The 19,707-nt window shown below is 57.1% G+C and carries 20 protein-coding genes; 15 read left to right on the top strand and 5 right to left on the bottom strand.

All coding sequences use genetic code 11. The features are described 5' to 3' along the window. Positions 1 to 219: 219 nt before the first annotated feature. Positions 220 to 2,763, top strand: a complete 2,544-nt coding sequence (gene cyaA / locus ACWHWP_RS22865) for a class I adenylate cyclase (protein ID WP_047345460.1) — start codon at positions 220 to 222, stop codon at positions 2,761 to 2,763. 91 nt (positions 2,764 to 2,854) lie between these two features. On the opposite strand, the gene cyaY is transcribed toward cyaA, so the two are convergent. Next, complete coding sequence (gene cyaY / locus ACWHWP_RS22860) at positions 2,855 to 3,175, bottom strand: iron donor protein CyaY (protein WP_059311533.1); 321 nt, start codon at positions 3,173 to 3,175, stop codon at positions 2,855 to 2,857. A gap of 135 nt (positions 3,176 to 3,310) precedes the next feature. Between cyaY and lptM the strand changes: the two genes are divergently transcribed. The 8 genes from lptM (at position 3,311) to corA (ending at position 10,240) form a co-directional block, all read left to right on the top strand. After that, the gene (gene lptM / locus ACWHWP_RS22855) at positions 3,311 to 3,514 is read left to right on the top strand and encodes an LPS translocon maturation chaperone LptM (protein ID WP_013099260.1); all 204 of its coding nucleotides are present in this window, start codon (positions 3,311 to 3,313) and stop codon (positions 3,512 to 3,514) included. Positions 3,515 to 3,549: 35 nt separating this feature from the next. Next, positions 3,550 to 4,374, top strand: coding sequence for a diaminopimelate epimerase (gene dapF / locus ACWHWP_RS22850; RefSeq protein WP_447856748.1), 825 nt, complete (start codon positions 3,550 to 3,552; stop codon positions 4,372 to 4,374). After that, positions 4,371 to 5,078, top strand: coding sequence for a DUF484 domain-containing protein (locus tag ACWHWP_RS22845; protein ID WP_047345458.1), 708 nt, complete (start codon positions 4,371 to 4,373; stop codon positions 5,076 to 5,078). Before dapF ends, ACWHWP_RS22845 begins: the two co-directional genes overlap by 4 nt. Beyond that, the gene (gene xerC / locus ACWHWP_RS22840; RefSeq protein WP_059311535.1) at positions 5,075 to 5,977 is read left to right on the top strand and encodes a tyrosine recombinase XerC; all 903 of its coding nucleotides are present in this window, start codon (positions 5,075 to 5,077) and stop codon (positions 5,975 to 5,977) included. The genes ACWHWP_RS22845 and xerC overlap by 4 nt, the downstream gene beginning before the upstream one ends. Beyond that, the gene (gene yigB / locus ACWHWP_RS22835) at positions 5,977 to 6,693 is read left to right on the top strand and encodes a 5-amino-6-(5-phospho-D-ribitylamino)uracil phosphatase YigB (RefSeq protein ID WP_047345456.1); all 717 of its coding nucleotides are present in this window, start codon (positions 5,977 to 5,979) and stop codon (positions 6,691 to 6,693) included. The genes xerC and yigB overlap by 1 nt, the downstream gene beginning before the upstream one ends. A 76-nt stretch (positions 6,694 to 6,769) precedes the next feature. Beyond that, the gene (gene uvrD / locus ACWHWP_RS22830; protein ID WP_059311536.1) at positions 6,770 to 8,932 is read left to right on the top strand and encodes a DNA helicase II; all 2,163 of its coding nucleotides are present in this window, start codon (positions 6,770 to 6,772) and stop codon (positions 8,930 to 8,932) included. Between the two features lie 149 nt (positions 8,933 to 9,081). Further along, positions 9,082 to 9,138: a YsgD/CorL family protein gene (gene ysgD, locus ACWHWP_RS22825; RefSeq protein WP_212743980.1), complete on the top strand. Its 57-nt coding sequence runs from the start codon at positions 9,082 to 9,084 to the stop codon at positions 9,136 to 9,138. A 151-nt stretch (positions 9,139 to 9,289) separates the two neighbouring features. Then, positions 9,290 to 10,240, top strand: a complete 951-nt coding sequence (gene corA / locus ACWHWP_RS22820) for a magnesium/cobalt transporter CorA (RefSeq protein WP_008501540.1) — start codon at positions 9,290 to 9,292, stop codon at positions 10,238 to 10,240. Between the two features lie 43 nt (positions 10,241 to 10,283). Here the strand turns inward: corA and rarD are convergent, their stop codons facing one another. Then, complete coding sequence (gene rarD / locus ACWHWP_RS22815) at positions 10,284 to 11,180, bottom strand: EamA family transporter RarD (RefSeq protein WP_047345454.1); 897 nt, start codon at positions 11,178 to 11,180, stop codon at positions 10,284 to 10,286. A gap of 51 nt (positions 11,181 to 11,231) precedes the next feature. Then, on the bottom strand, positions 11,232 to 11,699 hold the full coding sequence (yigI, locus tag ACWHWP_RS22810; protein ID WP_032644790.1) for an acyl-CoA thioesterase YigI: 468 nt from the start codon (positions 11,697 to 11,699) through the stop codon (positions 11,232 to 11,234). A gap of 163 nt (positions 11,700 to 11,862) precedes the next feature. Here yigI and pldA point away from each other — a divergent pair, with 163 nt between their 5' ends. The 3 genes from pldA to rhtC all read left to right on the top strand — a co-directional run bounded on the left by pldA (position 11,863) and on the right by rhtC (position 15,334). After that, positions 11,863 to 12,732: a phospholipase A gene (gene pldA / locus ACWHWP_RS22805; protein WP_047345453.1), complete on the top strand. Its 870-nt coding sequence runs from the start codon at positions 11,863 to 11,865 to the stop codon at positions 12,730 to 12,732. Between the two features lie 90 nt (positions 12,733 to 12,822). After that, positions 12,823 to 14,652, top strand: a complete 1,830-nt coding sequence (recQ, locus tag ACWHWP_RS22800; protein WP_447856498.1) for an ATP-dependent DNA helicase RecQ — start codon at positions 12,823 to 12,825, stop codon at positions 14,650 to 14,652. 61 nt (positions 14,653 to 14,713) lie between these two features. Beyond that, positions 14,714 to 15,334: a threonine export protein RhtC gene (gene rhtC / locus ACWHWP_RS22795; RefSeq protein ID WP_006179256.1), complete on the top strand. Its 621-nt coding sequence runs from the start codon at positions 14,714 to 14,716 to the stop codon at positions 15,332 to 15,334. Here the strand turns inward: rhtC and rhtB are convergent. Continuing rightward, positions 15,331 to 15,951 (bottom strand): homoserine/homoserine lactone efflux protein, encoded by a 621-nt coding sequence (gene rhtB / locus ACWHWP_RS22790; protein ID WP_063431778.1) that lies wholly within the window; start codon positions 15,949 to 15,951, stop codon positions 15,331 to 15,333. The genes rhtC and rhtB overlap by 4 nt on opposite strands. Positions 15,952 to 16,060: 109 nt before the next feature. Here rhtB and pldB point away from each other — a divergent pair, with 109 nt between their 5' ends. The 3 genes from pldB (at position 16,061) to ACWHWP_RS22775 (ending at position 18,861) form a co-directional block, all read left to right on the top strand. After that, positions 16,061 to 17,053, top strand: coding sequence for a lysophospholipase L2 (gene pldB, locus ACWHWP_RS22785; protein ID WP_447856495.1), 993 nt, complete (start codon positions 16,061 to 16,063; stop codon positions 17,051 to 17,053). Between the two features lie 25 nt (positions 17,054 to 17,078). Next, complete coding sequence (gene yigL, locus ACWHWP_RS22780) at positions 17,079 to 17,879, top strand: sugar/pyridoxal phosphate phosphatase YigL (protein ID WP_447856493.1); 801 nt, start codon at positions 17,079 to 17,081, stop codon at positions 17,877 to 17,879. An 82-nt stretch (positions 17,880 to 17,961) separates the two neighbouring features. Continuing rightward, positions 17,962 to 18,861, top strand: coding sequence for a carboxylate/amino acid/amine transporter (locus ACWHWP_RS22775; RefSeq protein WP_429057845.1), 900 nt, complete (start codon positions 17,962 to 17,964; stop codon positions 18,859 to 18,861). Here the strand turns inward: ACWHWP_RS22775 and metR are convergent. Next, positions 18,749 to 19,702 carry an HTH-type transcriptional regulator MetR gene (gene metR, locus ACWHWP_RS22770; RefSeq protein ID WP_048339012.1) on the bottom strand — a complete coding sequence of 318 codons (954 nt, stop codon included), beginning with the start codon at positions 19,700 to 19,702 and terminating at the stop codon, positions 18,749 to 18,751. The two genes, ACWHWP_RS22775 and metR, sit on opposite strands and share 113 nt — an antisense overlap. Between the last annotated feature and the right edge of the window lie 5 nt (positions 19,703 to 19,707).

The following is a 19,707-nucleotide window of genomic DNA, read 5'->3' as shown; positions in this document are numbered from 1 at the left end:
ACACGTACAGAACGGTGCTACACTTGTATGTAGCGCATCTTTCTTTACGGTCAACCGGCAAGGTGTTAAATTGATCACGTTTTAGACCATTTTTTCGTCGGTACCACCATAATGATAAGGGCGAAAAAGGGTAACGGTTATCTTTTTGAAATACTGCGGGCCCGCTGTTATTCGTGTTTTGAATAGCTTGCGCCACCCGGAAACATCAGGCGATACGTCTTGTACCTCTATATTGAGACTCTGAAACAGAGACTGGATGCCATAAATCAACTGCGTGTGGATCGCGCGCTTGCTGCCATGGGCCCTGCTTTCCAGCAGGTATACAGTCTGCTGCCGACATTATTGCACTATCACCATCCGCTAATGCCCGGCTACCTTGACGGTAACGTTCCCCAGGGCATTTGCCTTTTCACGCCTGATGAAACCCAACAGCACTATCTGAACGAGCTTGAGCTCTATCGCGGCATGCCGCCACAGGAGTCCCCGAAAGGTGAACTGCCGATTACCGGCGTTTACTCTATGGGGAGTACCTCATCGGTAGGGCAAAGCTGTTCTTCAGACCTGGATATCTGGGTCTGTCATCAATCCTGGCTCGATAACGAAGAGCGTCAGCTTCTGCAGCGTAAATGCAGCCTGCTGGAAAGCTGGGCGGCGTCGCTTGGCGTGGAAGTGAGCTTCTTCCTGATTGATGAAAACCGTTTCCGCCATAATGAAAGCGGCAGTCTGGGTGGTGAGGACTGCGGCTCGACCCAGCACATCCTGTTGCTGGATGAATTTTACCGTACGGCCGTTCGCCTGGCCGGGAAGCGTATTCTGTGGAACATGGTCCCGTGCGATGAAGAAGAGCATTACGACGATTACGTCATGTCGCTCTATTCGCAGGGCGTACTGACGCCAAACGAATGGCTGGACCTCGGCGGCCTGAGCTCTTTGTCAGCGGAAGAGTACTTTGGCGCAAGCCTCTGGCAGCTTTATAAGAGTATCGACTCGCCGTACAAAGCGGTGCTGAAAACGCTGCTGCTGGAAGCCTATTCCTGGGAATACCCAACACCACGCCTGCTGGCGAAAGATATCAAGCAGCGTCTGCACGATGGGGAGATCGTCTCCTTCGGGCTGGACGCCTACTGCATGATGCTGGAGCGCGTGACCGAATACCTGAAAGCCATTGACGACACCACGCGTCTTGACCTGGTGCGTCGATGTTTCTATCTCAAAGTGTGTGAGAAATTGAGCCGCGAGCGCGCCTGCGTGGGCTGGCGTCGTGAAGTGGTCAGTCAGTTAGTGAAAGAGTGGGGATGGGACGAAGCGCGTCTGTCCATGCTCGATAACCGGGCCAACTGGAAAATCGATCAGGTGCGTGAAGCGCACAACGAACTGCTCGATGCGATGATGCAAAGCTACCGTAACCTGATCCGCTTTGCGCGCCGTAACAACCTCAGCGTTTCCGCCAGCCCGCAGGATATCGGGGTGTTGACCCGTAAGCTGTACGCCGCGTTTGAAGCGCTGCCGGGTAAAGTTACCCTGGTTAACCCGCAGATTTCGCCTGACCTGTCAGAACCGAATCTGACCTTTATCTATGTCCCGCCGGGTCGCGCGAACCGCACCGGATGGTATCTTTACAACCGTGCGCCAAGCATGGATTCAATTATCAGCCATCAGCCGCTGGAATATAACCGCTATCTGAACAAGCTGGTGGCCTGGGCCTGGTTTAACGGCCTGCTGACCTCGCGCACGCGCCTGTTTATCAAAGGCAACGAGGTGGTTGATCTCGCTAAGCTGCAGGAGATGGTGGCGGATGTTTCACACCACTTCCCGCTGCGTTTGCCTGCGCCAACGCCGAAGGCGCTCTACAGCCCGTGTGAGATTCGTCATCTGGCGATCATTGTTAACCTGGAGTACGACCCGACGGCGGCCTTCCGCAATCAGGTGGTCCATTTTGACTTCCGCAAGCTGGACGTCTTTAGCTTTGGCGAGCAGCAAAATTGCCTGGTGGGCAGCGTGGATCTGCTTTACCGCAACTCGTGGAACGAAGTGCGTACCCTGCACTTCAACGGCGAGCAGGCGATGATCGAAGCGCTGAAAACCATTCTCGGCAAGATGCATCAGGATGCCGCGCCGCCGGACAGCGTGGAAGTGTTCTGCTATAGCCAGCACCTGCGCGGTTTAATCCGTACCCGCGTGCAGCAGCTGGTTTCAGAGTGTATTGAACTGCGTCTCTCCAGCACACGTCAGGAAACCGGACGCTTTAAAGCGCTGCGCGTCTCCGGCCAGACCTGGGGCCTGTTCTTCGAACGTCTCAACGTGTCGGTACAGAAGCTGGAAAATGCCATCGAGTTCTACGGCGCGATTTCGCACAACAAGCTGCATGGCCTGTCGGTGCAGGTGGAAACCAACCACGTTAAGCTGCCGCAGGTGGTGGACGGCTTTGCCAGTGAAGGGATTATTCAGTTCTTCTTCGAAGAGTCGGGCGACGATGCCGGTTTCAACATCTACATTCTGGATGAGACCAACCGCGCCGAGGTGTATCACCATTGTGAAGGCAGTAAAGAGGAGCTGGTGCGCGACGTCAGCCGCTTCTACTCCTCTTCCCATGACCGTTTCACCTACGGCTCAAGCTTTATCAACTTTAACCTGCCGCAGTTCTACCAGATTGTGAACGTCGACGGTCGTACGCAGGTGATTCCGTTCCGGACCCAGGCCGTCACGCCTGTCGCGCCTGCAAATCAGGACACCGCGCCACTGCTGCAGCAGTATTTCTCCTGAGCCTTTTCGCCGGGTGGCGCTGACGCTTACCCGGCCTACGGTCCGAGCCGTTGTAGGCCCGGTAAGGCGTAGCCGCCACCGGGCAACAAAACTACCTGAAACTCACTTTCTCACCCGCCTGCGCGGTCGCCGCCTGTTCCAGCAGATCCCAGAACGTGACGCCGCTGCGGTCGCAAACCCACTCCCCGTCTTTCAGATCGAAATGATAGCCGCCCTGTTTGGCGGCCAGCCATACCTGGTGAAGCGGCTCCTGGCGGTTAATAATAATTTTGCTGCCATTTTCGAAGCTCAGGGTCAGAATACCGCCGTTGATTTCACAATCGATATCGCTGTCGCCGTCCCAGTCGTCAAGACGCTCTTCGATGGTCATCCACAGGTTGTCGGCAAGGCGATGGAATTCACTGTCGTTCATGGTTTTGTTCCTGTTTTTCGTGATGCCGGCAGTATAACCCTAAATAAATCCCGTTGCAGGAAAGCGGCAAACTCTTGCTTTTGTGTCTTCTCCTGCGATGATAGAAACAGATTTGAACTTACGGGCAACTTTATAATGAAAAACGCTTTCCGAACGCTTGCCGTTCTCATCACGCTGTTTAGCCTGACTGGCTGCGGACTGAAGGGACCCCTGTACTTCCCGCCAGCGGATAAAACCGCGCCGCCGCCGACGAAACCTGTGAACAGCGGCATTGAGTCATCTACGCCAGATACTAACGATCGTGGCAACAACGGTGGTCCGACTCAGGTAAATCTCTGACGACAACGTTCTGTACCCGCGCAATGGAGCAAATGATGCAGTTCTCTAAAATGCATGGCCTTGGCAACGATTTTATGGTCGTCGACGCGGTAACGCAGAATGTGTTTTTCTCCCCGGAACTGATCCGTCGCCTGGCGGATCGGCATCTGGGCGTGGGGTTCGATCAGCTGCTGGTGGTTGAGCCACCGTACGATCCCGACCTCGATTTCCATTACCGCATATTTAACGCGGACGGCAGCGAGGTGAATCAGTGCGGCAACGGCGCACGCTGTTTCGCCCGCTTTGTTCGCCTGAAAGGGCTGACCAACAAGCGTGATATTCGCGTCAGCACGGCCAATGGCCGCATGGTGCTCAGCGTCACCGACGATGAGCTGGTGCGCGTGAACATGGGCGAGCCGAACTTCGAGCCCTCCGTCGTGCCGTTTCGCGCAAACAAAGCGGAAAAGACCTATATTATGCGTGCGGCCGAGCAGACAGTATTGTGCGGCGTCGTCTCCATGGGTAACCCGCACTGCGTGATTCAGGTTGATGATGTGGAAACTGCCGCCGTCGAAACGCTCGGCCCGGTGCTGGAAAGCCACGAACGTTTCCCGGAGCGCGCGAACATCGGTTTTATGCAGGTGGTGAAGCGCGAGCACATCCGCCTGCGGGTTTACGAGCGCGGCGCGGGCGAGACGCAGGCCTGCGGAAGCGGTGCCTGTGCGGCAGTGGCCGTGGGCATCTCTAAGGGGTTACTGGCTGAAGAAGTTCGCGTGGAGTTACCGGGCGGTCGGCTTGATATCGCCTGGAAAGGACCGGGTCATCCACTGTATATGACTGGCCCGGCGGCACATGTCTATGACGGGTTTATCCATCTATGAAACAACCAGGGGAAGAACTGCAGGAAACAGTGACGGAGCTGGACGACAGAGCTGTTGTTGATTATCTGCTGCGCAATCCTGAGTTTTTTATTCGCAATGCACGCGTCGTCGAAGAGATGCGTGTGCCGCATCCGGTTCGCGGAACCGTGTCGCTGGTCGAATGGCACATGGCGCGCTCGCGCAACCACATTAATCAGCTTGAAGAGAACATGACGCTGCTGATGGAACAGGCTAGCACTAACGAAAGCCTGTTCTATCGTTTGCTGCATCTGCAGGCGCGTCTGGCGTCGGCGCACAGTCTCGAAGAATTCCTCAGCCGCTTCCATCGCTGGGCGCGCGAGCTTGGGCTGGCGGGCGCAACGATCCGTCTTTTCCCTGACCGCTGGCGCATTGGCGCACCGTCGGGGTTTACTCATCTGGCAATTAGCCGTCAGGCGTTTGAACCGTTACGCATACAGCGTCTGGGCCATGAGCATCACTACCTGGGGCCATTGAACGGACCTGAACTGCTGGTGGTGTTACCCGAAGCTAAAGCGATAGGCTCGGTAGCGATGTCGCTGATGGGGCGCGATGGCGATCTGGGTGTGATGTTATTTACCAGCCGAGACGCACATCACTATGAGCAAGGGCAAGCCACGCACCTGCTGCAGGAGATTGCCCTGATGCTGCCTGAGCTGCTGGAGCGTTGGATTGAGCGCGTATGACGGACGCACTGCTCGCCACTGACGTCTCGCGCTTTCTGCGCTATCTGGGCGTGGAGCGTCAGCTTAGCCCCATTACCCTGCTCAACTACCAGCGTCAGCTTGATGCCATCATGCAGATTGCCGACGAAATCGGCCTGAAAAGCTGGCAACACTGTGACGCTGCGACGGTTCGCGGGTTTGTCGTGCGTAGCCGTAGAAAAGGATTAGGCCCGGCAAGCCTGGCGCTCAGGCTCTCTGCGCTGCGCAGCTTCTTCGACTGGCTGGTCAGTCAGGGAGGCTTAAAAGCCAACCCGGCAAAGGGGATCGCCACGCCGAAAGCGCCGCGCCATCTGCCTAAAAATATCGACGTCGACGACGTAAACCGCCTGCTGGATATCGACCTAAACGATCCGCTGGCCGTGCGCGACCGCGCGATGCTGGAGGTGATGTACGGCGCCGGGCTGCGTCTTTCAGAGCTGGTTAATCTTGATTTAAAACACCTCGACCTGGACACCGGTGAAGTGTGGGTCATGGGCAAGGGCAGCAAAGAGCGCCGCCTGCCGATTGGCCGCAATGCGGTATCCTGGATTGAGCACTGGCTTGACCTGCGCGGGCTGTTTGGCGCAGAAGAGGACGCGCTGTTCCTGTCGAAACTCGGTAAGCGGATCTCGGCGCGTAACGTGCAGAAGCGCTTTGCAGAGTGGGGCATTAAGCAGGGGCTGAACAGCCACGTTCACCCGCACAAGCTGCGTCACTCCTTTGCGACACACATGCTTGAGTCGAGCGGCGATCTGCGCGGCGTGCAGGAGCTGCTTGGCCACGCGAATCTGTCGACCACTCAAATCTATACCCACTTAGACTTCCAACACCTTGCCTCGGTGTATGACGCGGCGCATCCACGCGCCAAACGGGGGAAATAATGCGTTTTTACCGCCCACTCGGTCAGATTTCAGCCCTGACGTTTGACCTTGATGACACCCTATATGACAACCGCGAAGTGATCCTGCGTACCGAGCAGGAGTCGCTGGCGTTTGTCCAGAACTACCATCCCGCGCTGAAGACGATGCAGAACAAGGATTTCCAGACGCTGCGTCAGTCCCTGCGGGAGACCGAGCCGGACATTTACCACGATGTGACCGAATGGCGTCGTCGCGCGGTTGAGCAGGCGATGCTCAACGTGGGTCTGAGCGCGCAGGATGCGGCCATTGGGGCCGAAGCGGCAATGGAAAACTTCGCCAAATGGCGCAGCCGTATCGACGTGCCGCAGGAGACTCACGACACGCTGGCGAAGCTTGCCGAAAAGTGGCCGCTGGTGGCCATCACCAATGGCAATGCCCAGCCTGAGCTTTTTGGTCTCGGCGATTACTTTGAATTTGTGCTGCGTGCCGGTCCCCACGGACGCTCCAAGCCGTTTAGCGATATGTACCATCTGGCAGCGGAAAAACTGAACCTGCCGCTGGGTGAAATTCTGCACGTGGGGGATGATCTCACCACTGACGTGGCCGGTGCCATTCGCTGCGGCATGCAGGCCTGCTGGATCAAGCCGGAAAACGCCGACCTGATGATCGCCTCCGATAGCCGTCTTCTGCCACACGTGGAAATTTCGCGGTTGGCATCCCTCACGACGCTGATATAATCATCAATTGTTCTGTATAAATTAACAGGGTTTTGGCGAATGCTATTCGCCTGCCCGACATGACGTGACGGTGCCAATGGACGTTTCTTACCTGCTCGACAGCCTTAATGACAAACAGCGTGACGCGGTTGCCGCCTCGCGCACCAACATGCTGGTGCTGGCAGGGGCGGGCAGTGGTAAGACGCGCGTGCTGGTTCACCGTATCGCCTGGCTGCAGAGCGTGGAAAACTGCTCACCGTACTCCATCATGGCGGTCACGTTTACCAACAAGGCGGCGGCGGAGATGCGCCACCGTATCGCCCAGCTGATGGGCACCAGCCAGGGCGGCATGTGGGTTGGCACCTTCCACGGCCTGGCGCACCGCCTGCTGCGCGCGCACCATATGGACGCCAACCTGCCGCAGGATTTCCAGATCCTCGACAGCGAAGACCAGCTCCGTTTGCTGAAGCGCCTGATCAAGGCGATGAACCTCGACGAGAAGCAGTGGCCGCCGCGTCAGGCGATGTGGTACATCAACGGTCAGAAAGACGAGGGGCTACGCCCGCACCATATTCAAAGCTTCGGCAATCCGGTCGAGCAGACCTGGCAGAACGTTTATAAGGCCTATCAGGAAGCGTGCGATCGCGCCGGTCTGGTGGATTTCGCCGAGCTGCTGCTGCGTGCCCACGAGCTGTGGCTGAATAAGCCGCACATCCTGCAGCACTACCGCGAACGCTTTACCAATATCCTGGTGGACGAATTCCAGGATACCAACAACATCCAGTACGCGTGGATCCGCCTGCTGGCCGGCGATACCGGCAAGGTGATGATCGTGGGCGACGACGACCAGTCTATTTACGGCTGGCGCGGAGCGCAGGTGGAAAACATCCAGCGCTTCCTGACCGATTTCCCTGGCGCTCAGACCATCCGTCTGGAGCAGAACTACCGCTCAACCAGCAATATCCTGAGCGCGGCCAACGCCCTGATTGAAAACAACAACGGGCGTCTGGGGAAAAAGCTGTGGACCGACGGCGTCGACGGCGAACCCATTTCGATTTACTGCGCCTTCAACGAACTCGACGAAGCCCGCTTCGTGGTGAACCGCATCAAAACCTGGCAGGACAACGGCGGCGCGCTTGAGCAGTGTGCCATTCTCTATCGCAGCAACGCCCAGTCGCGCGTGCTGGAAGAGGCGCTGCTGCAGGTGAGCATGCCGTACCGCATTTATGGCGGCATGCGCTTCTTCGAACGTCAGGAAATCAAAGATGCGCTCTCGTATCTGCGCCTGATTGCAAACCGTAACGACGACGCGGCATTTGAGCGCGTGGTCAACACGCCAACCCGCGGCATTGGTGATCGCACGCTGGACGTGGTGCGTCAGGCCTCTCGCGATCGTCAGCTCACGCTGTGGCAGGCGTGCCGCGAGCTGCTGCAGGAAAAAGCCCTCGCCGGCCGCGCCGCCAGCGCGCTGCAGCGCTTCCTCGAACTGATTGACGCGCTGGCGCAGGAAACGGCCGACATGCCGCTGCACGTGCAGACCGACCGGGTGATTAAAGACTCCGGTCTGAGAACCATGTACGAGCAGGAAAAAGGTGAGAAAGGCCAGACCCGTATTGAGAACTTAGAGGAACTGGTCACGGCAACGCGCCAGTTCAGCTACAACGAAGAAGACGAAGACCTGATGCCGCTGCAGGCATTTCTCTCTCACGCCGCGCTGGAAGCGGGAGAAGGGCAGGCGGATACCTGGCAGGATGCGGTTCAGCTCATGACCCTGCACTCTGCCAAAGGTCTGGAGTTCCCGCAGGTGTTTATCGTGGGTATGGAAGAGGGGATGTTCCCGAGCCAGATGTCGCTGGATGAAGGCGGACGTCTGGAAGAGGAGCGCCGTCTGGCCTATGTGGGCGTGACGCGAGCGATGCAAAAACTCACGCTGACCTACGCCGAAACCCGCCGTCTGTACGGTAAAGAGGTCTATCACCGTCCGTCGCGCTTTATCGGTGAACTGCCGGAAGAGTGCGTGGAAGAGGTGCGTCTGCGTGCGAGCATCAGCCGTCCGGTCAGCCATCAGCGCATGGGCTCGCCGATTGCGGAAACCGACACCGGCTACAAGCTGGGCCAGCGCGTGCGCCATTCGAAGTTTGGCGAAGGTACCATTGTGAATCTGGAAGGCAGCGGCGAGCACAGCCGCCTGCAGGTGGCGTTCCAGGGGCAGGGGATCAAATGGCTGGTGGCGGCCTATGCGAAGCTGGAAACAGTCTAACATTCAGAAAAATATCATTATTTTGTAATAATCTGCTAGCCTTATACATTGAAGGTCAATTAATGCCCTTCAGCGTTCCGTTGCGTGTTGACGCCACAGTTATAGCTGGCGTAACATGCGCGCACGATTACGCTAAGAGGACATTCGCCTTGGACACACCCAGTAGATACTGGCTCAATTCCCTGTCATCCAGGAACAACTCCTAAGGCTATCTCCCCTTGCTGATGGCCTTAGTGGTTGTCAGCGACCTGCACTATTCCCGTCGCGCTGAGTCAGGCTGTTTAATGGTCTGAAACCCAATTTGTTTCTGTGTGCCCACCGAACTGTCCGATATTTTTTGCATTGGGAGTCCCGGTCATGTTGAGCGCATTTCAACTCGAAAATAACCGACTGACTCGGCTTGAAGCCGAAGAGTCACAGCCCCTCATTGATGCCGTATGGGTGGATCTGGTCGAGCCGGACGACGATGAACGCCTGCGCGTACAATCTGAGCTGGGACAAAGCCTGGCGACACGCCCGGAACTGGAAGACATCGAAGCATCTGCACGTTTTTTTGAAGACGAAGACGGTCTGCATATTCACTCCTTCTTCTTCTTTGAAGATGCTGAAGACCACGCGGGTAACTCCACCGTGGCGTTTACCATTCGCGACGGCCGCCTGTTTACCCTGCGCGAGCGCGAACTGCCTGCGTTTCGTCTCTACCGCATGCGCGCCCGCAGCCAGGCGATGGTGGACGGTAACGCCTACGAATTGCTGCTCGACCTGTTCGAGACCAAAATTGAACAGCTGGCGGACGAAATTGAAAACATCTACAGCGATCTGGAAAAGCTGAGCCGCGTGATCATGGAAGGGCATCAGGGCGATGAGTACGACGAAGCGCTCTCCACGCTGGCGGAGCTGGAAGATATCGGCTGGAAGGTGCGTTTGTGCCTGATGGATACCCAGCGCGCGCTGAACTTCCTGGTGCGCAAGGCGCGTCTGCCGGGCGGTCAGCTGGAGCAGGCGCGGGAGATCCTGCGCGATATCGAATCCCTGCTGCCGCACAACGAATCCCTGTTCCAGAAGGTCAACTTCCTGATGCAGGCGGCGATGGGCTTTATCAACATCGAGCAGAACCGCATCATCAAGATCTTCTCGGTGGTTTCTGTGGTGTTCCTGCCGCCGACGCTGGTGGCCTCCAGCTACGGGATGAACTTTGAGTTTATGCCGGAGCTGAAGTGGAGCTTTGGCTACCCGGGGGCGATAATCTTTATGATCCTCGCCGGGCTGGCGCCGTATCTCTATTTCAAGCGCAGGAACTGGCTGTAAAAATCTGGCGGGTGGCGCTGCGCTTACCCGCCCTACAAAACACCTACATTCCTTTGCGGGCCCTGCGCTGGGTATAAATGGCATCGGCAACGAAAATCGCCAGCGCTACCCAGATAAAGGCAAACGTCACCATCTTATCCGCGCCCGGCACTTCGCCGTAAAACACCACCGCCAGCAGGAACATCAGCGTCGGGCCAATGTACTGGAAGAAGCCCAGCGTGGAGAGACGCAGGCGCGTCGCCGCCCCGGTGAAGCACAGCAGAGGAATGGTGGTCACCACGCCCGCGGCCATCAGCATCAGGTTCAATGACCACGGGTTGCTGCCCATATGGCTGGTGGCGCTGTCGGCGATGCCAAACAGATAAATTGCCGCCACCGGCAGCAGCCACAGGGTTTCAAACAGCATCCCGGTTTGGGCTTCTACCGCAATCTTCTTACGCACCAGGCCGTAGAAGGCAAAGCTGAACGCCAGGCCGAGGGCAATAATCGGCAGCGAGCCGAAGGTCCACAGCTGCACCAGCACGCCGCAGAAGGCCAAAATGACGGCCACCCACTGCATCCGACGGAAGCGCTCGCCGAGGAAAATCATCCCCAGAACGATATTCACCAGCGGGTTAATGAAGTACCCCAGGCTCGCTTCGAGCATGTGATGGTTATTCACAGCCCAGATAAACAGCAGCCAGTTACCGCCAATCAGCACGGCAGAGAGCGCCAGCAGGAAAATCTTCTTCGGGGTTTGCAGCAGCGTTTTGACGCCGGACCACTGACGGCTGAGGCTCATCAGCGCAATCATAAAGAAGAACGACCAGATGACGCGGTGAGTAAGGATCTCATCGGCCGGAACGTAGGCGATAAGCTTGAAATACGCCGGGGCGATACCCCAAATAAAATAAGCGGCAAGGGCGAGTAAAACGCCCTGCCGCGTCTGTTTAGCATCCATCGGGAAAATCCGTTACAAAAAAGTGAATTAATTTTACCCGATTTTGCTGCCTCAACCCACCATATAAGTGGCGGTTGCGCTGGCGATATAAACCTGTTCTTCGTTGTGTAACTCAACGCGCGCCACGGCCACTTTGTTGCCCGCGCGCAGCAGGCTGCTGCTACAGGTGAAGCGATTTCCGCGTCCAGGACGAAGATAGTCGACGCGTAAATCAATGGTGCCCATGCGCGCCAGCCGCTGGCGGAGTTCGTCTTCATTAATGGTGTCATGGCGGGTCAGCGTACTGCCCACGCAGACCAGGCCAGCCGCGACGTCCAGCGCAGAGGCAATCACGCCGCCGTGCAAAATACTTTGCGCCCAGTTACCCACCATCATCGGCTGGTTGTTAAAACTCAGCTGGGCAAAGTCTTTCTCGTAACGCTCCAGCTCGAGTCCCAGCGCGCGGTTAAACGGCATATGGTAAACAAAAATCTCGCCCACGAGTTTTAACACTTCTTCGGCGGTAAGCATGGCTGACATGAGGCATCACATCCTTATTGTTAATGAAATGTTGATTTTATGCCTCGGCAATAAGGAATTCCACTTTCAGAAACGAGGATGCAGCAGTTGTCGCAGAAGTATGTAGAATGTTCGCCACATAACTATTCAAGTACTTTTACTCTTTTGCAGGAGAACACCACCGATGCGGACGTATCTGGCCTGGTTACTGGCGGCGGTTGCGCTGCCCCTCACAGCATATGCGCAGGAAGCGACGATCAAAGAGGTGCATGATAAACCTGCCGTTCACGGCAGCATTATCGCGAACCTTCTTCAGGAGCATGACAACCCGTTCACGCTCTATCCGTACGACACCAACTACGTGATTTACACCCAGACCAGCGATCTCAACAAAGAGGCGATAAGCTCCTATAACTGGTCTGATAATGCGCGTAAAGATGAGGTGAAGTTCCAGCTCAGCCTCGCCTTCCCGTTCTGGCGCGGCATTCTGGGGCCGAACTCGGTTCTTGGTGCGTCTTACACGCAGAAATCCTGGTGGCAGCTCTCTAACAGCGGGGAGTCCTCGCCGTTCCGTGAAACGAACTACGAGCCGCAGCTGTTCCTCGGTTTTGCAACGGATTATGAATTTGCCGGATGGACGTTGCGTGATGTCGAAGTGGGCTTTAACCATGATTCCAACGGCCGTTCCGACCCGACTTCCCGTAGCTGGAACCGCGCCTATACGCGCCTGATGGCGCAGAACGGTAACTGGATGGTGGAGGTGAAGCCGTGGTATGTGGTCGGCAGCACTGATGACAACCCGGACATCACCAAATACATGGGATACTACCAGCTAAAAGTCGGCTATCAGCTGGGTGATGCCGTGCTGAGTGCAAAAGGTCAATACAACTGGAATACCGGCTACGGCGGCGCGGAAGTGGGCTTAAGCTATCCTGTGACGAAGCACGTTCGTATCTATACGCAAGTATACAGCGGTTACGGCGAGTCGCTTATCGACTACAACTTCAACCAGACCCGCGTCGGCGTGGGCGTGATGCTGAACGATATTCTCTAGGCAGCTCGAATGTTTTTGCGTTAAACGTTGAAGTTTCTCTCTCAGGCGCTGAAAATAGCGCCTGTTTTATTTTTCGCATATGGGGTTAATGTGGCGCAGGCGGAAGTATTGAATCAGGAGTCGCTGGCTAAACAGGTTTTGCATGAAACCTTTGGCTACCAGCAGTTCCGCCCTGGCCAGGAAACCATCATTGAAACGGTGCTGGAAGGTCGCGATTGCCTGGTGGTGATGCCGACCGGCGGCGGTAAATCCCTCTGCTATCAGGTGCCCGCGTTGGTGCTTAACGGCCTGACGGTCGTGGTATCGCCCCTGATTTCTCTGATGAAAGACCAGGTTGACCAGCTGCTCGCCAACGGCGTGTCGGCGGCCTGTCTTAACTCGACGCAAACCCGCGAGCAGCAGCAAGAGGTGATGGCCGGGTGCCGCACCGGGCAAATTCGCCTGCTGTATATCGCGCCGGAACGCCTGATGCTGGATAACTTCCTCGACCATCTCGCGCACTGGAACCCGGTCCTGCTGGCGGTAGATGAAGCGCACTGTATCTCCCAGTGGGGGCACGATTTCCGCCCGGAATATGCTGCGCTCGGCCAGCTGCGTCAGCGCTTCCCCGAGCTGCCGTTTATGGCGCTTACCGCCACGGCAGATGACACCACCCGTCTGGATATTGTTCGCCTGCTGGGGCTGAACGACCCCTATATTCAGGTCAGCAGCTTCGACCGCCCCAACATCCGCTACATGCTGATGGAAAAATTCAAGCCGCTGGATCAGCTCTTACGCTACGTGCAGGAGCAGCGCGGCAAGTCCGGCATCATCTACTGCAACAGCCGAGCGAAGGTGGAAGACACTGCCGCGCGTCTGCAAAACCGTGGCTTTAGCGCGGCGGCCTATCATGCCGGGTTAGAGAACCACATCCGTGCCGACGTGCAGGAGAAATTCCAGCGCGATGACCTGCAAATCGTGGTGGCGACGGTAGCGTTCGGCATGGGGATAAACAAGCCCAACGTGCGCTTTGTGGTGCACTTCGACATTCCGCGCAATATCGAATCCTACTATCAGGAAACCGGCCGTGCCGGGCGTGACGGTCTGCCAGCGGAAGCGATGCTGTTTTACGATCCGGCCGACATGGCATGGCTGCGCCGCTGCCTGGAGGAAAAACCGCAGGGACAGCTGCAGGATATCGAACGCCACAAGCTCAACGCGATGGGCGCGTTTGCCGAAGCGCAAACCTGCCGTCGTCTGGTGCTGCTCAACTACTTTGGTGAAGGGCGACAGGAGCCGTGTGGCAACTGCGATATCTGCCTGGATCCGCCGAAACAGTACGATGGCCTGATGGACGCGCGTAAGGCGCTCTCGACCATTTACCGTGTTAACCAGCGCTTCGGGATGGGCTACGTGGTGGAAGTGCTGCGCGGTGCCAATAACCAGCGTATCCGCGATATGGGCCACGACAAGCTGCCCGTCTACGGTATTGGCAAGGACCAGAGCCACGAGCACTGGGTCAGCATTATTCGTCAGCTGATTCACCTCGGCTTTGCCACACAGAACATTGCTCAGCACTCCGCGCTGCAGCTGACCGAAGCGGCGCGTCCGGTCCTGCGCGGTGACGTTGAACTGAAGCTCGCCGTGCCGCGCGTTATCGCCCTGAAGCCGCGGGTGATGCAAAAATCGTACGGCGGCAACTACGACCGCAAGCTGTTTGCCAAACTGCGCAAGCTGCGTAAAGCCATTGCCGATGAAGAGAACATCCCGCCTTACGTGGTGTTCAACGACGCGACGCTCATCGAGATGGCCGAACAGATGCCGCTCAGCGCCAGCGAAATGCTCAGCGTCAACGGCGTCGGTACGCGCAAGCTGGAGCGCTTCGGGAAGGAGTTTATGGCCCTCATCCGCTCTCATGCCGACGGTGATGATGAGGAGTAGTCAGCCGGGCAAAAAAGTGTCAGGATGATGACTCACTGAATTATTTCCCTGCGAGCGAATTATGTTGATGCTATTTCTCACCGTGGCGTTAGTGCACATCGTTGCGCTGATGAGCCCGGGCCCGGACTTTTTCTTCGTGTCACAAACGGCCGTCAGCCGCTCCCGTAAAGAGGCCATGATGGGCGTGCTCGGTATTACCATGGGCGTTATGGTCTGGGCCGCGGTCGCGCTGCTTGGCCTGAACCTGATTCTGGCGAAGATGGCCTGGCTACATAACATCATTATGGTTGGCGGTGGCCTGTACCTGTGCTGGATGGGCTACCAGATGCTGCGCGGCGCGCTGAAAAAAGAAGAGAAAAAACCGGAAGAGCCAAAGGTTGAGCTGGCAACGGGCGGCCGCAGCTTTGTGAAAGGGCTGCTGACCAACCTGGCAAACCCGAAAGCCATTATCTATTTCGGCTCGGTGTTCTCGCTGTTTGTCGGGGATAACGTCGGCGCGGGCGCGCGCTGGGGTATCTTCCTGCTGATCGTCGTTGAGACCTTTGCGTGGTTCACCGTGGTGGCAAGCCTGTTTGCCTTACCGGCAATGCGCCGTGGCTATCAGCGCATCGCGAAGTGGATTGACGGCTTCGCCGGCGCGCTGTTCGCCGGCTTCGGCATTCATCTCATTATTTCTCGCTAAGCATGACGCGCTGACGCAAGCAGCGCGCCAACCAGCATAAACAGCGAACCAAAGACTTTATTCAGGGCCTTCATCTGCTTAGGCCCTTTAATCCACGCCGCAATCCGCTGCGCCAGGGTCGCGTAACCAATCATCACGATGATATCGACGATAATGGTGGTCGCACCCAGCACCACGTACTGCATCACCTGGGGCTGATGTGGCACGATAAACTGCGGGAACAGCGCGGCGAGGAAGACGATGCTTTTTGGGTTGGTGAGGTTGACGAACACCGCGCGCTTAAACAGATGGCCGCGGTTTTGCGTCTGAGCGAGCGTATTCAGGTTGATGGAGCCCGCCGCGCGCCACTGCTGAATACCCAGCCAGATCAGATACGCTGCACCGGCCCATTTCAGTATCTCAAAAGCCAGTACCGAGCGGGAGAACAGGGTGCCCAGGCCAATTCCGACCAGGACGATGTGAATGCCCAGCCCGGCCTGCAAACCGGCAATCGACGCTGCCGCACCGCGATAGCCGTGGTTGATGGAGGTGGTCATGGTGTTAATGGCGCCCGAGCCCGGTGAAAGGCTAAGGATGATGGATGTCAGCAGGTAAGCGAACCACCACTCGAAGGTCATTTGAAACTCCCGAATCGTCTGTTTTTATGCCACAATACGCTATTGTTGAGTCATTTTGTGACCGGTTACGAAAAAACGATATTCCTTGGCTTACGTGAGTGGAAACCCGATGTTTCAGCAGAAAAAGGACTGGGAAACACGAGAAAACGCATTTGCTGCTTTCTCCATGGGGCCGCTGACCGATTTCTGGCGCCAGCGTGAGGAAGATGAGTTTACGGGCGTCGGTGATATACCGGTACGCTTTGTGCGTTTTCACGATAAGAAAAATGACCGGGTCATCGTAGTCTGTCCCGGGCGTATCGAGAGCTACATCAAATACGCCGAACTGGCCTATGACCTGTTCCATCTGGGCTTCGATGTGTTGATTATCGATCACCGCGGGCAGGGGCTTTCGGGCCGCTTGTTATCGGATACGCATCGCGGCCATGTGGATAGCTTCAGCGATTACGTCGACGATCTCGCCGCGTTCTGGCAGCAGGAGGTCGAGCCTGGCCCATGGCGGAAGCGCTATATTCTGGCGCACTCAATGGGCGGTGCGATTTCAACGCTGTTTTTACAGCGTCACGAGCACCAGTGCGACGCCATTGCGCTCACCGCGCCGATGTACGGCATCGTCATGCGCTTTCCGGACTGGATGGTGCGCCATATTCTCGACTGGGCTGAGGGCCATCAGCGCATTCGTGAAGGTTACGCCATCGGCACCGGGCGCTGGCGGGCATTGCCGTTTGCGATGAACGTGCTGACCCACAGCCGACAGCGCTATCGTCGTAACCTGCGTTTTTATGCCGATGAACCGCGCCTGCGCGTGGGTGGCCCGACATATCACTGGGTGCGGGAAGGGATCCTTGCCGGTGAGCAGGTTCTGGCGGGCGTCGCGAATGATGACACGCCAACGCTCCTGATTCAGGCTGAAGAAGAGCGTGTGGTGGATAACCGCATGCATGACCGCTTTTGCGAACTCCGCGCTGCCGCCGGGCACCCTTGTGAAGGGGGAAAACCGTTGGTCATCAACGGCGCGTACCATGAGATCCTTTTTGAAAAGGACGCTATGCGCTCAGTCGCGCTTAACGCCATCGTCGAGTTTTTCGACCAGCATAACTGATTTTCTATTGAGGTTAAATTTCCCTATGTACCAGGTTGTTGCATCTGATTTAGATGGCACGCTGCTTTCTCCCGACCACACCCTGTCGCCTTACGCGAAAGAGACCTTAAAGCTGCTGACCGCCCGGGGCGTGAACTTCGTGTTTGCCACCGGCCGCCACCACGTAGACGTAGGGCAGATCCGCGATAATCTTGAAATCAAATCGTACATGATCACCTCTAACGGTGCGCGCGTGCATGATACCGACGGCAACCTGATCTTTACCCATAACCTGGATCGCGATATTGCCGCCGATCTGTTCGGGGTCGTGCATAACAACCCGAACATCGTCACCAACGTTTACCGCGACGACGACTGGTTCATGAACCGCCACCGCCCGGAAGAGATGCGCTTCTTCAAGGAAGCCGTATTCCAGTACTCACTGTACGAGCCGGGTCTGCTGGAGCCGGAAGGGATCAGCAAGGTGTTCTTCACCTGCGTAAACCATGAGGAATTGCTGCCGCTGGAGCAGGCGATCAACGCGCGCTGGGGCGATCGCGTCAACGTGAGTTTCTCAACGCTGACCTGTCTGGAAGTGATGGCCGGGGGCGTCTCCAAAGGCCACGCGCTGGAAGCCGTCGCGAAACGTCTGGGCTTCGAGCTGAAAGACTGTATCGCCTTTGGTGACGGCATGAACGACGCCGAAATGCTTTCGATGGCGGGCAAAGGCTGCATTATGGAGAATGCGCACCAGCGCCTGAAAGACCTGCACCCGGAGCTGGAAGTGATCGGCACCAACGGCGAAAACGCGGTACCGAAATATCTGCGCAAGCTGTTCCTTGAATAATCTTCATTTGGTTATATATTGCTCAGTTGTCAACTGAAGAGTTCGCTACAATGCCTGTCCTTCTTTCTGAGAGACAAGCATTGTGGCGCTACTCATTATCACCACTATCCTGTGGGCCTTCTCCTTTAGCCTGATTGGCGAATACCTTGCCGGTTCGGTCGACAGCTACTTCTCGGTGCTGATGCGCGTGGGGCTGGCAGCGCTGGTGTTCCTGCCGTTTCTGCGTACGCGCGGGCAATCGTTGAAAACGATCGTGCTGTATATGCTGGTGGGGGCGATGCAGCTCGGCATCATGTATCTGTTTAGCTTCCGGGCTTACGTCTACCTGTCCGTCTCTGAATTCCTGCTGTTCACCGTGCTTACGCCGCTCTATATCACGTTGATCTACGATTTGCTCAGCAAGCGCCGCCTGCGCTGGGGATATCTTTTAAGTGCGGCGCTGGCGGTGCTTGGGGCGGCGATTATTCGCTATGACAAGGTAAGCGATCACTTCTGGACTGGGCTGATGTTCGTCCAGCTCGCCAATATCAGCTTCGCCATCGGCATGGTGGGATACAAACGGCTGATGGAGACCCGTCCGATGCCGCAGCACAACGCGTTCGCCTGGTTCTATATGGGGGCCGCGATTGTCGCGGTGGTGGCGTGGTTTATGCTCGGCAACCCGCAAAAACTGCCGACTACCACCGTGCAGTGGAGCGTTCTGGTCTGGCTGGGCGTGGTGGCTTCCGGGCTGGGATACTTCATGTGGAACTACGGCGCTACGCAGGTAGACGCCGGTACGCTGGGGATCATGAACAACGTGCATGTCCCGGCAGGACTACTAGTCAACCTCGCCATCTGGCAGCAACAGCCGCACTGGCCGAGCTTCATTATTGGGGGAACGGTGATCCTGGCTTCGCTGTGGGTCCATCGACGCTGGGTCGCTCCGCGCTCCGCACAAACGGAAGATGGTCGCACGCGTGGTTCCGCGCTGAGCGAATAAACGCCTCCGTAATCGGCTGACGCTGCTCGCCATCGCGCACGGCGGCGTACAGCCTGCTCCACAGTCCTTCACCCAGGGTTTTGGTGACCACCAGACCCTGGCGTTCAAAACTCTCCACCACCCAGTGCGGCAATGCCGCGATGCCCATTCTTGCCGCCACCATCTGAATCAACAGCAGGGTGTTATCCACGCTTTTCAGCTGCGGGCTAATGCCTGCCGGCTGCAGGAAGTGACGCCAGATATCCAGACGACTGCGCTGAACCGGGTAAATCAGCAGCGTTTCTGTCGCCAGATCTTCCGGCGTGATGCGCGTTTTAGCTGCCAGCGGATGGTCCGGCGCCAGCACCAGGCGCACTTCATAATCAAACATCGGCGAATAGTGCAGGCCGCTGCGCGGCAGTATGTCGGAGGTCATGACCAGATCCAGCTCGCCCTGCTGGAGCGAGGGCTGCGGGTCGAACGTCACGCCGGATTTAAAGTCCATCTCTACCTGCGGCCACTTCTGGCGGAAGTTCTCAAGCGCGGGGGTCAGCCATTGAATACAGCTGTGGCATTCAATGGCGATACGCAGCTTGGTCTGCTGCGGTTCGTTACACGCCTGCAGCGCGCTGGCGATCTGCGGCAGCACCTGATTCGCCAGCTGCAGCAGGATCTCGCCCTGAGGCGTAAAGCGCAGCGGCTGGCTCTTACGCACAAAAAGACGAAATCCAAGGCGCTGTTCCAGATCGCTGAACTGGTGAGAAAGGGCGGACTGGGTCTGGTGCAGCGTGGCTGCCGCCGCCGCGAGCGAGCCGCAGTTCCGCAACGCTTGTAGCGTTTTCAGGTGTTTTATCTCGATCATGAAAG

This window comes from Enterobacter sp. WI-ESBL-E8, assembly GCF_053364895.1.
This window is presented reverse-complemented; position numbering and strand designations above follow the sequence as displayed.

Coding starts and splice junctions, on each gene's coding strand:
- rarD (WP_047345454.1), bottom strand. CDS start 11,180: ATGGATGCTAAACAGACGCGGCAGGGCGTTTTACTCGCCCTTGCCGCT.
- ACWHWP_RS22845 (WP_047345458.1), top strand. CDS start 4,371: ATGAAACAACCAGGGGAAGAACTGCAGGAAACAGTGACGGAGCTGGAC.
- metR (WP_048339012.1), bottom strand. CDS start 19,702: ATGATCGAGATAAAACACCTGAAAACGCTACAAGCGTTGCGGAACTGC.
- yigI (WP_032644790.1), bottom strand. CDS start 11,699: ATGTCAGCCATGCTTACCGCCGAAGAAGTGTTAAAACTCGTGGGCGAG.
- pldB (WP_447856495.1), top strand. CDS start 16,061: ATGTTTCAGCAGAAAAAGGACTGGGAAACACGAGAAAACGCATTTGCT.
- cyaY (WP_059311533.1), bottom strand. CDS start 3,175: ATGAACGACAGTGAATTCCATCGCCTTGCCGACAACCTGTGGATGACC.
- rhtC (WP_006179256.1), top strand. CDS start 14,714: ATGTTGATGCTATTTCTCACCGTGGCGTTAGTGCACATCGTTGCGCTG.
- rhtB (WP_063431778.1), bottom strand. CDS start 15,951: ATGACCTTCGAGTGGTGGTTCGCTTACCTGCTGACATCCATCATCCTT.
- uvrD (WP_059311536.1), top strand. CDS start 6,770: ATGGACGTTTCTTACCTGCTCGACAGCCTTAATGACAAACAGCGTGAC.
- xerC (WP_059311535.1), top strand. CDS start 5,075: ATGACGGACGCACTGCTCGCCACTGACGTCTCGCGCTTTCTGCGCTAT.
- dapF (WP_447856748.1), top strand. CDS start 3,550: ATGCAGTTCTCTAAAATGCATGGCCTTGGCAACGATTTTATGGTCGTC.
- yigL (WP_447856493.1), top strand. CDS start 17,079: ATGTACCAGGTTGTTGCATCTGATTTAGATGGCACGCTGCTTTCTCCC.
- corA (WP_008501540.1), top strand. CDS start 9,290: ATGTTGAGCGCATTTCAACTCGAAAATAACCGACTGACTCGGCTTGAA.
- yigB (WP_047345456.1), top strand. CDS start 5,977: ATGCGTTTTTACCGCCCACTCGGTCAGATTTCAGCCCTGACGTTTGAC.
- pldA (WP_047345453.1), top strand. CDS start 11,863: ATGCGGACGTATCTGGCCTGGTTACTGGCGGCGGTTGCGCTGCCCCTC.
- lptM (WP_013099260.1), top strand. CDS start 3,311: ATGAAAAACGCTTTCCGAACGCTTGCCGTTCTCATCACGCTGTTTAGC.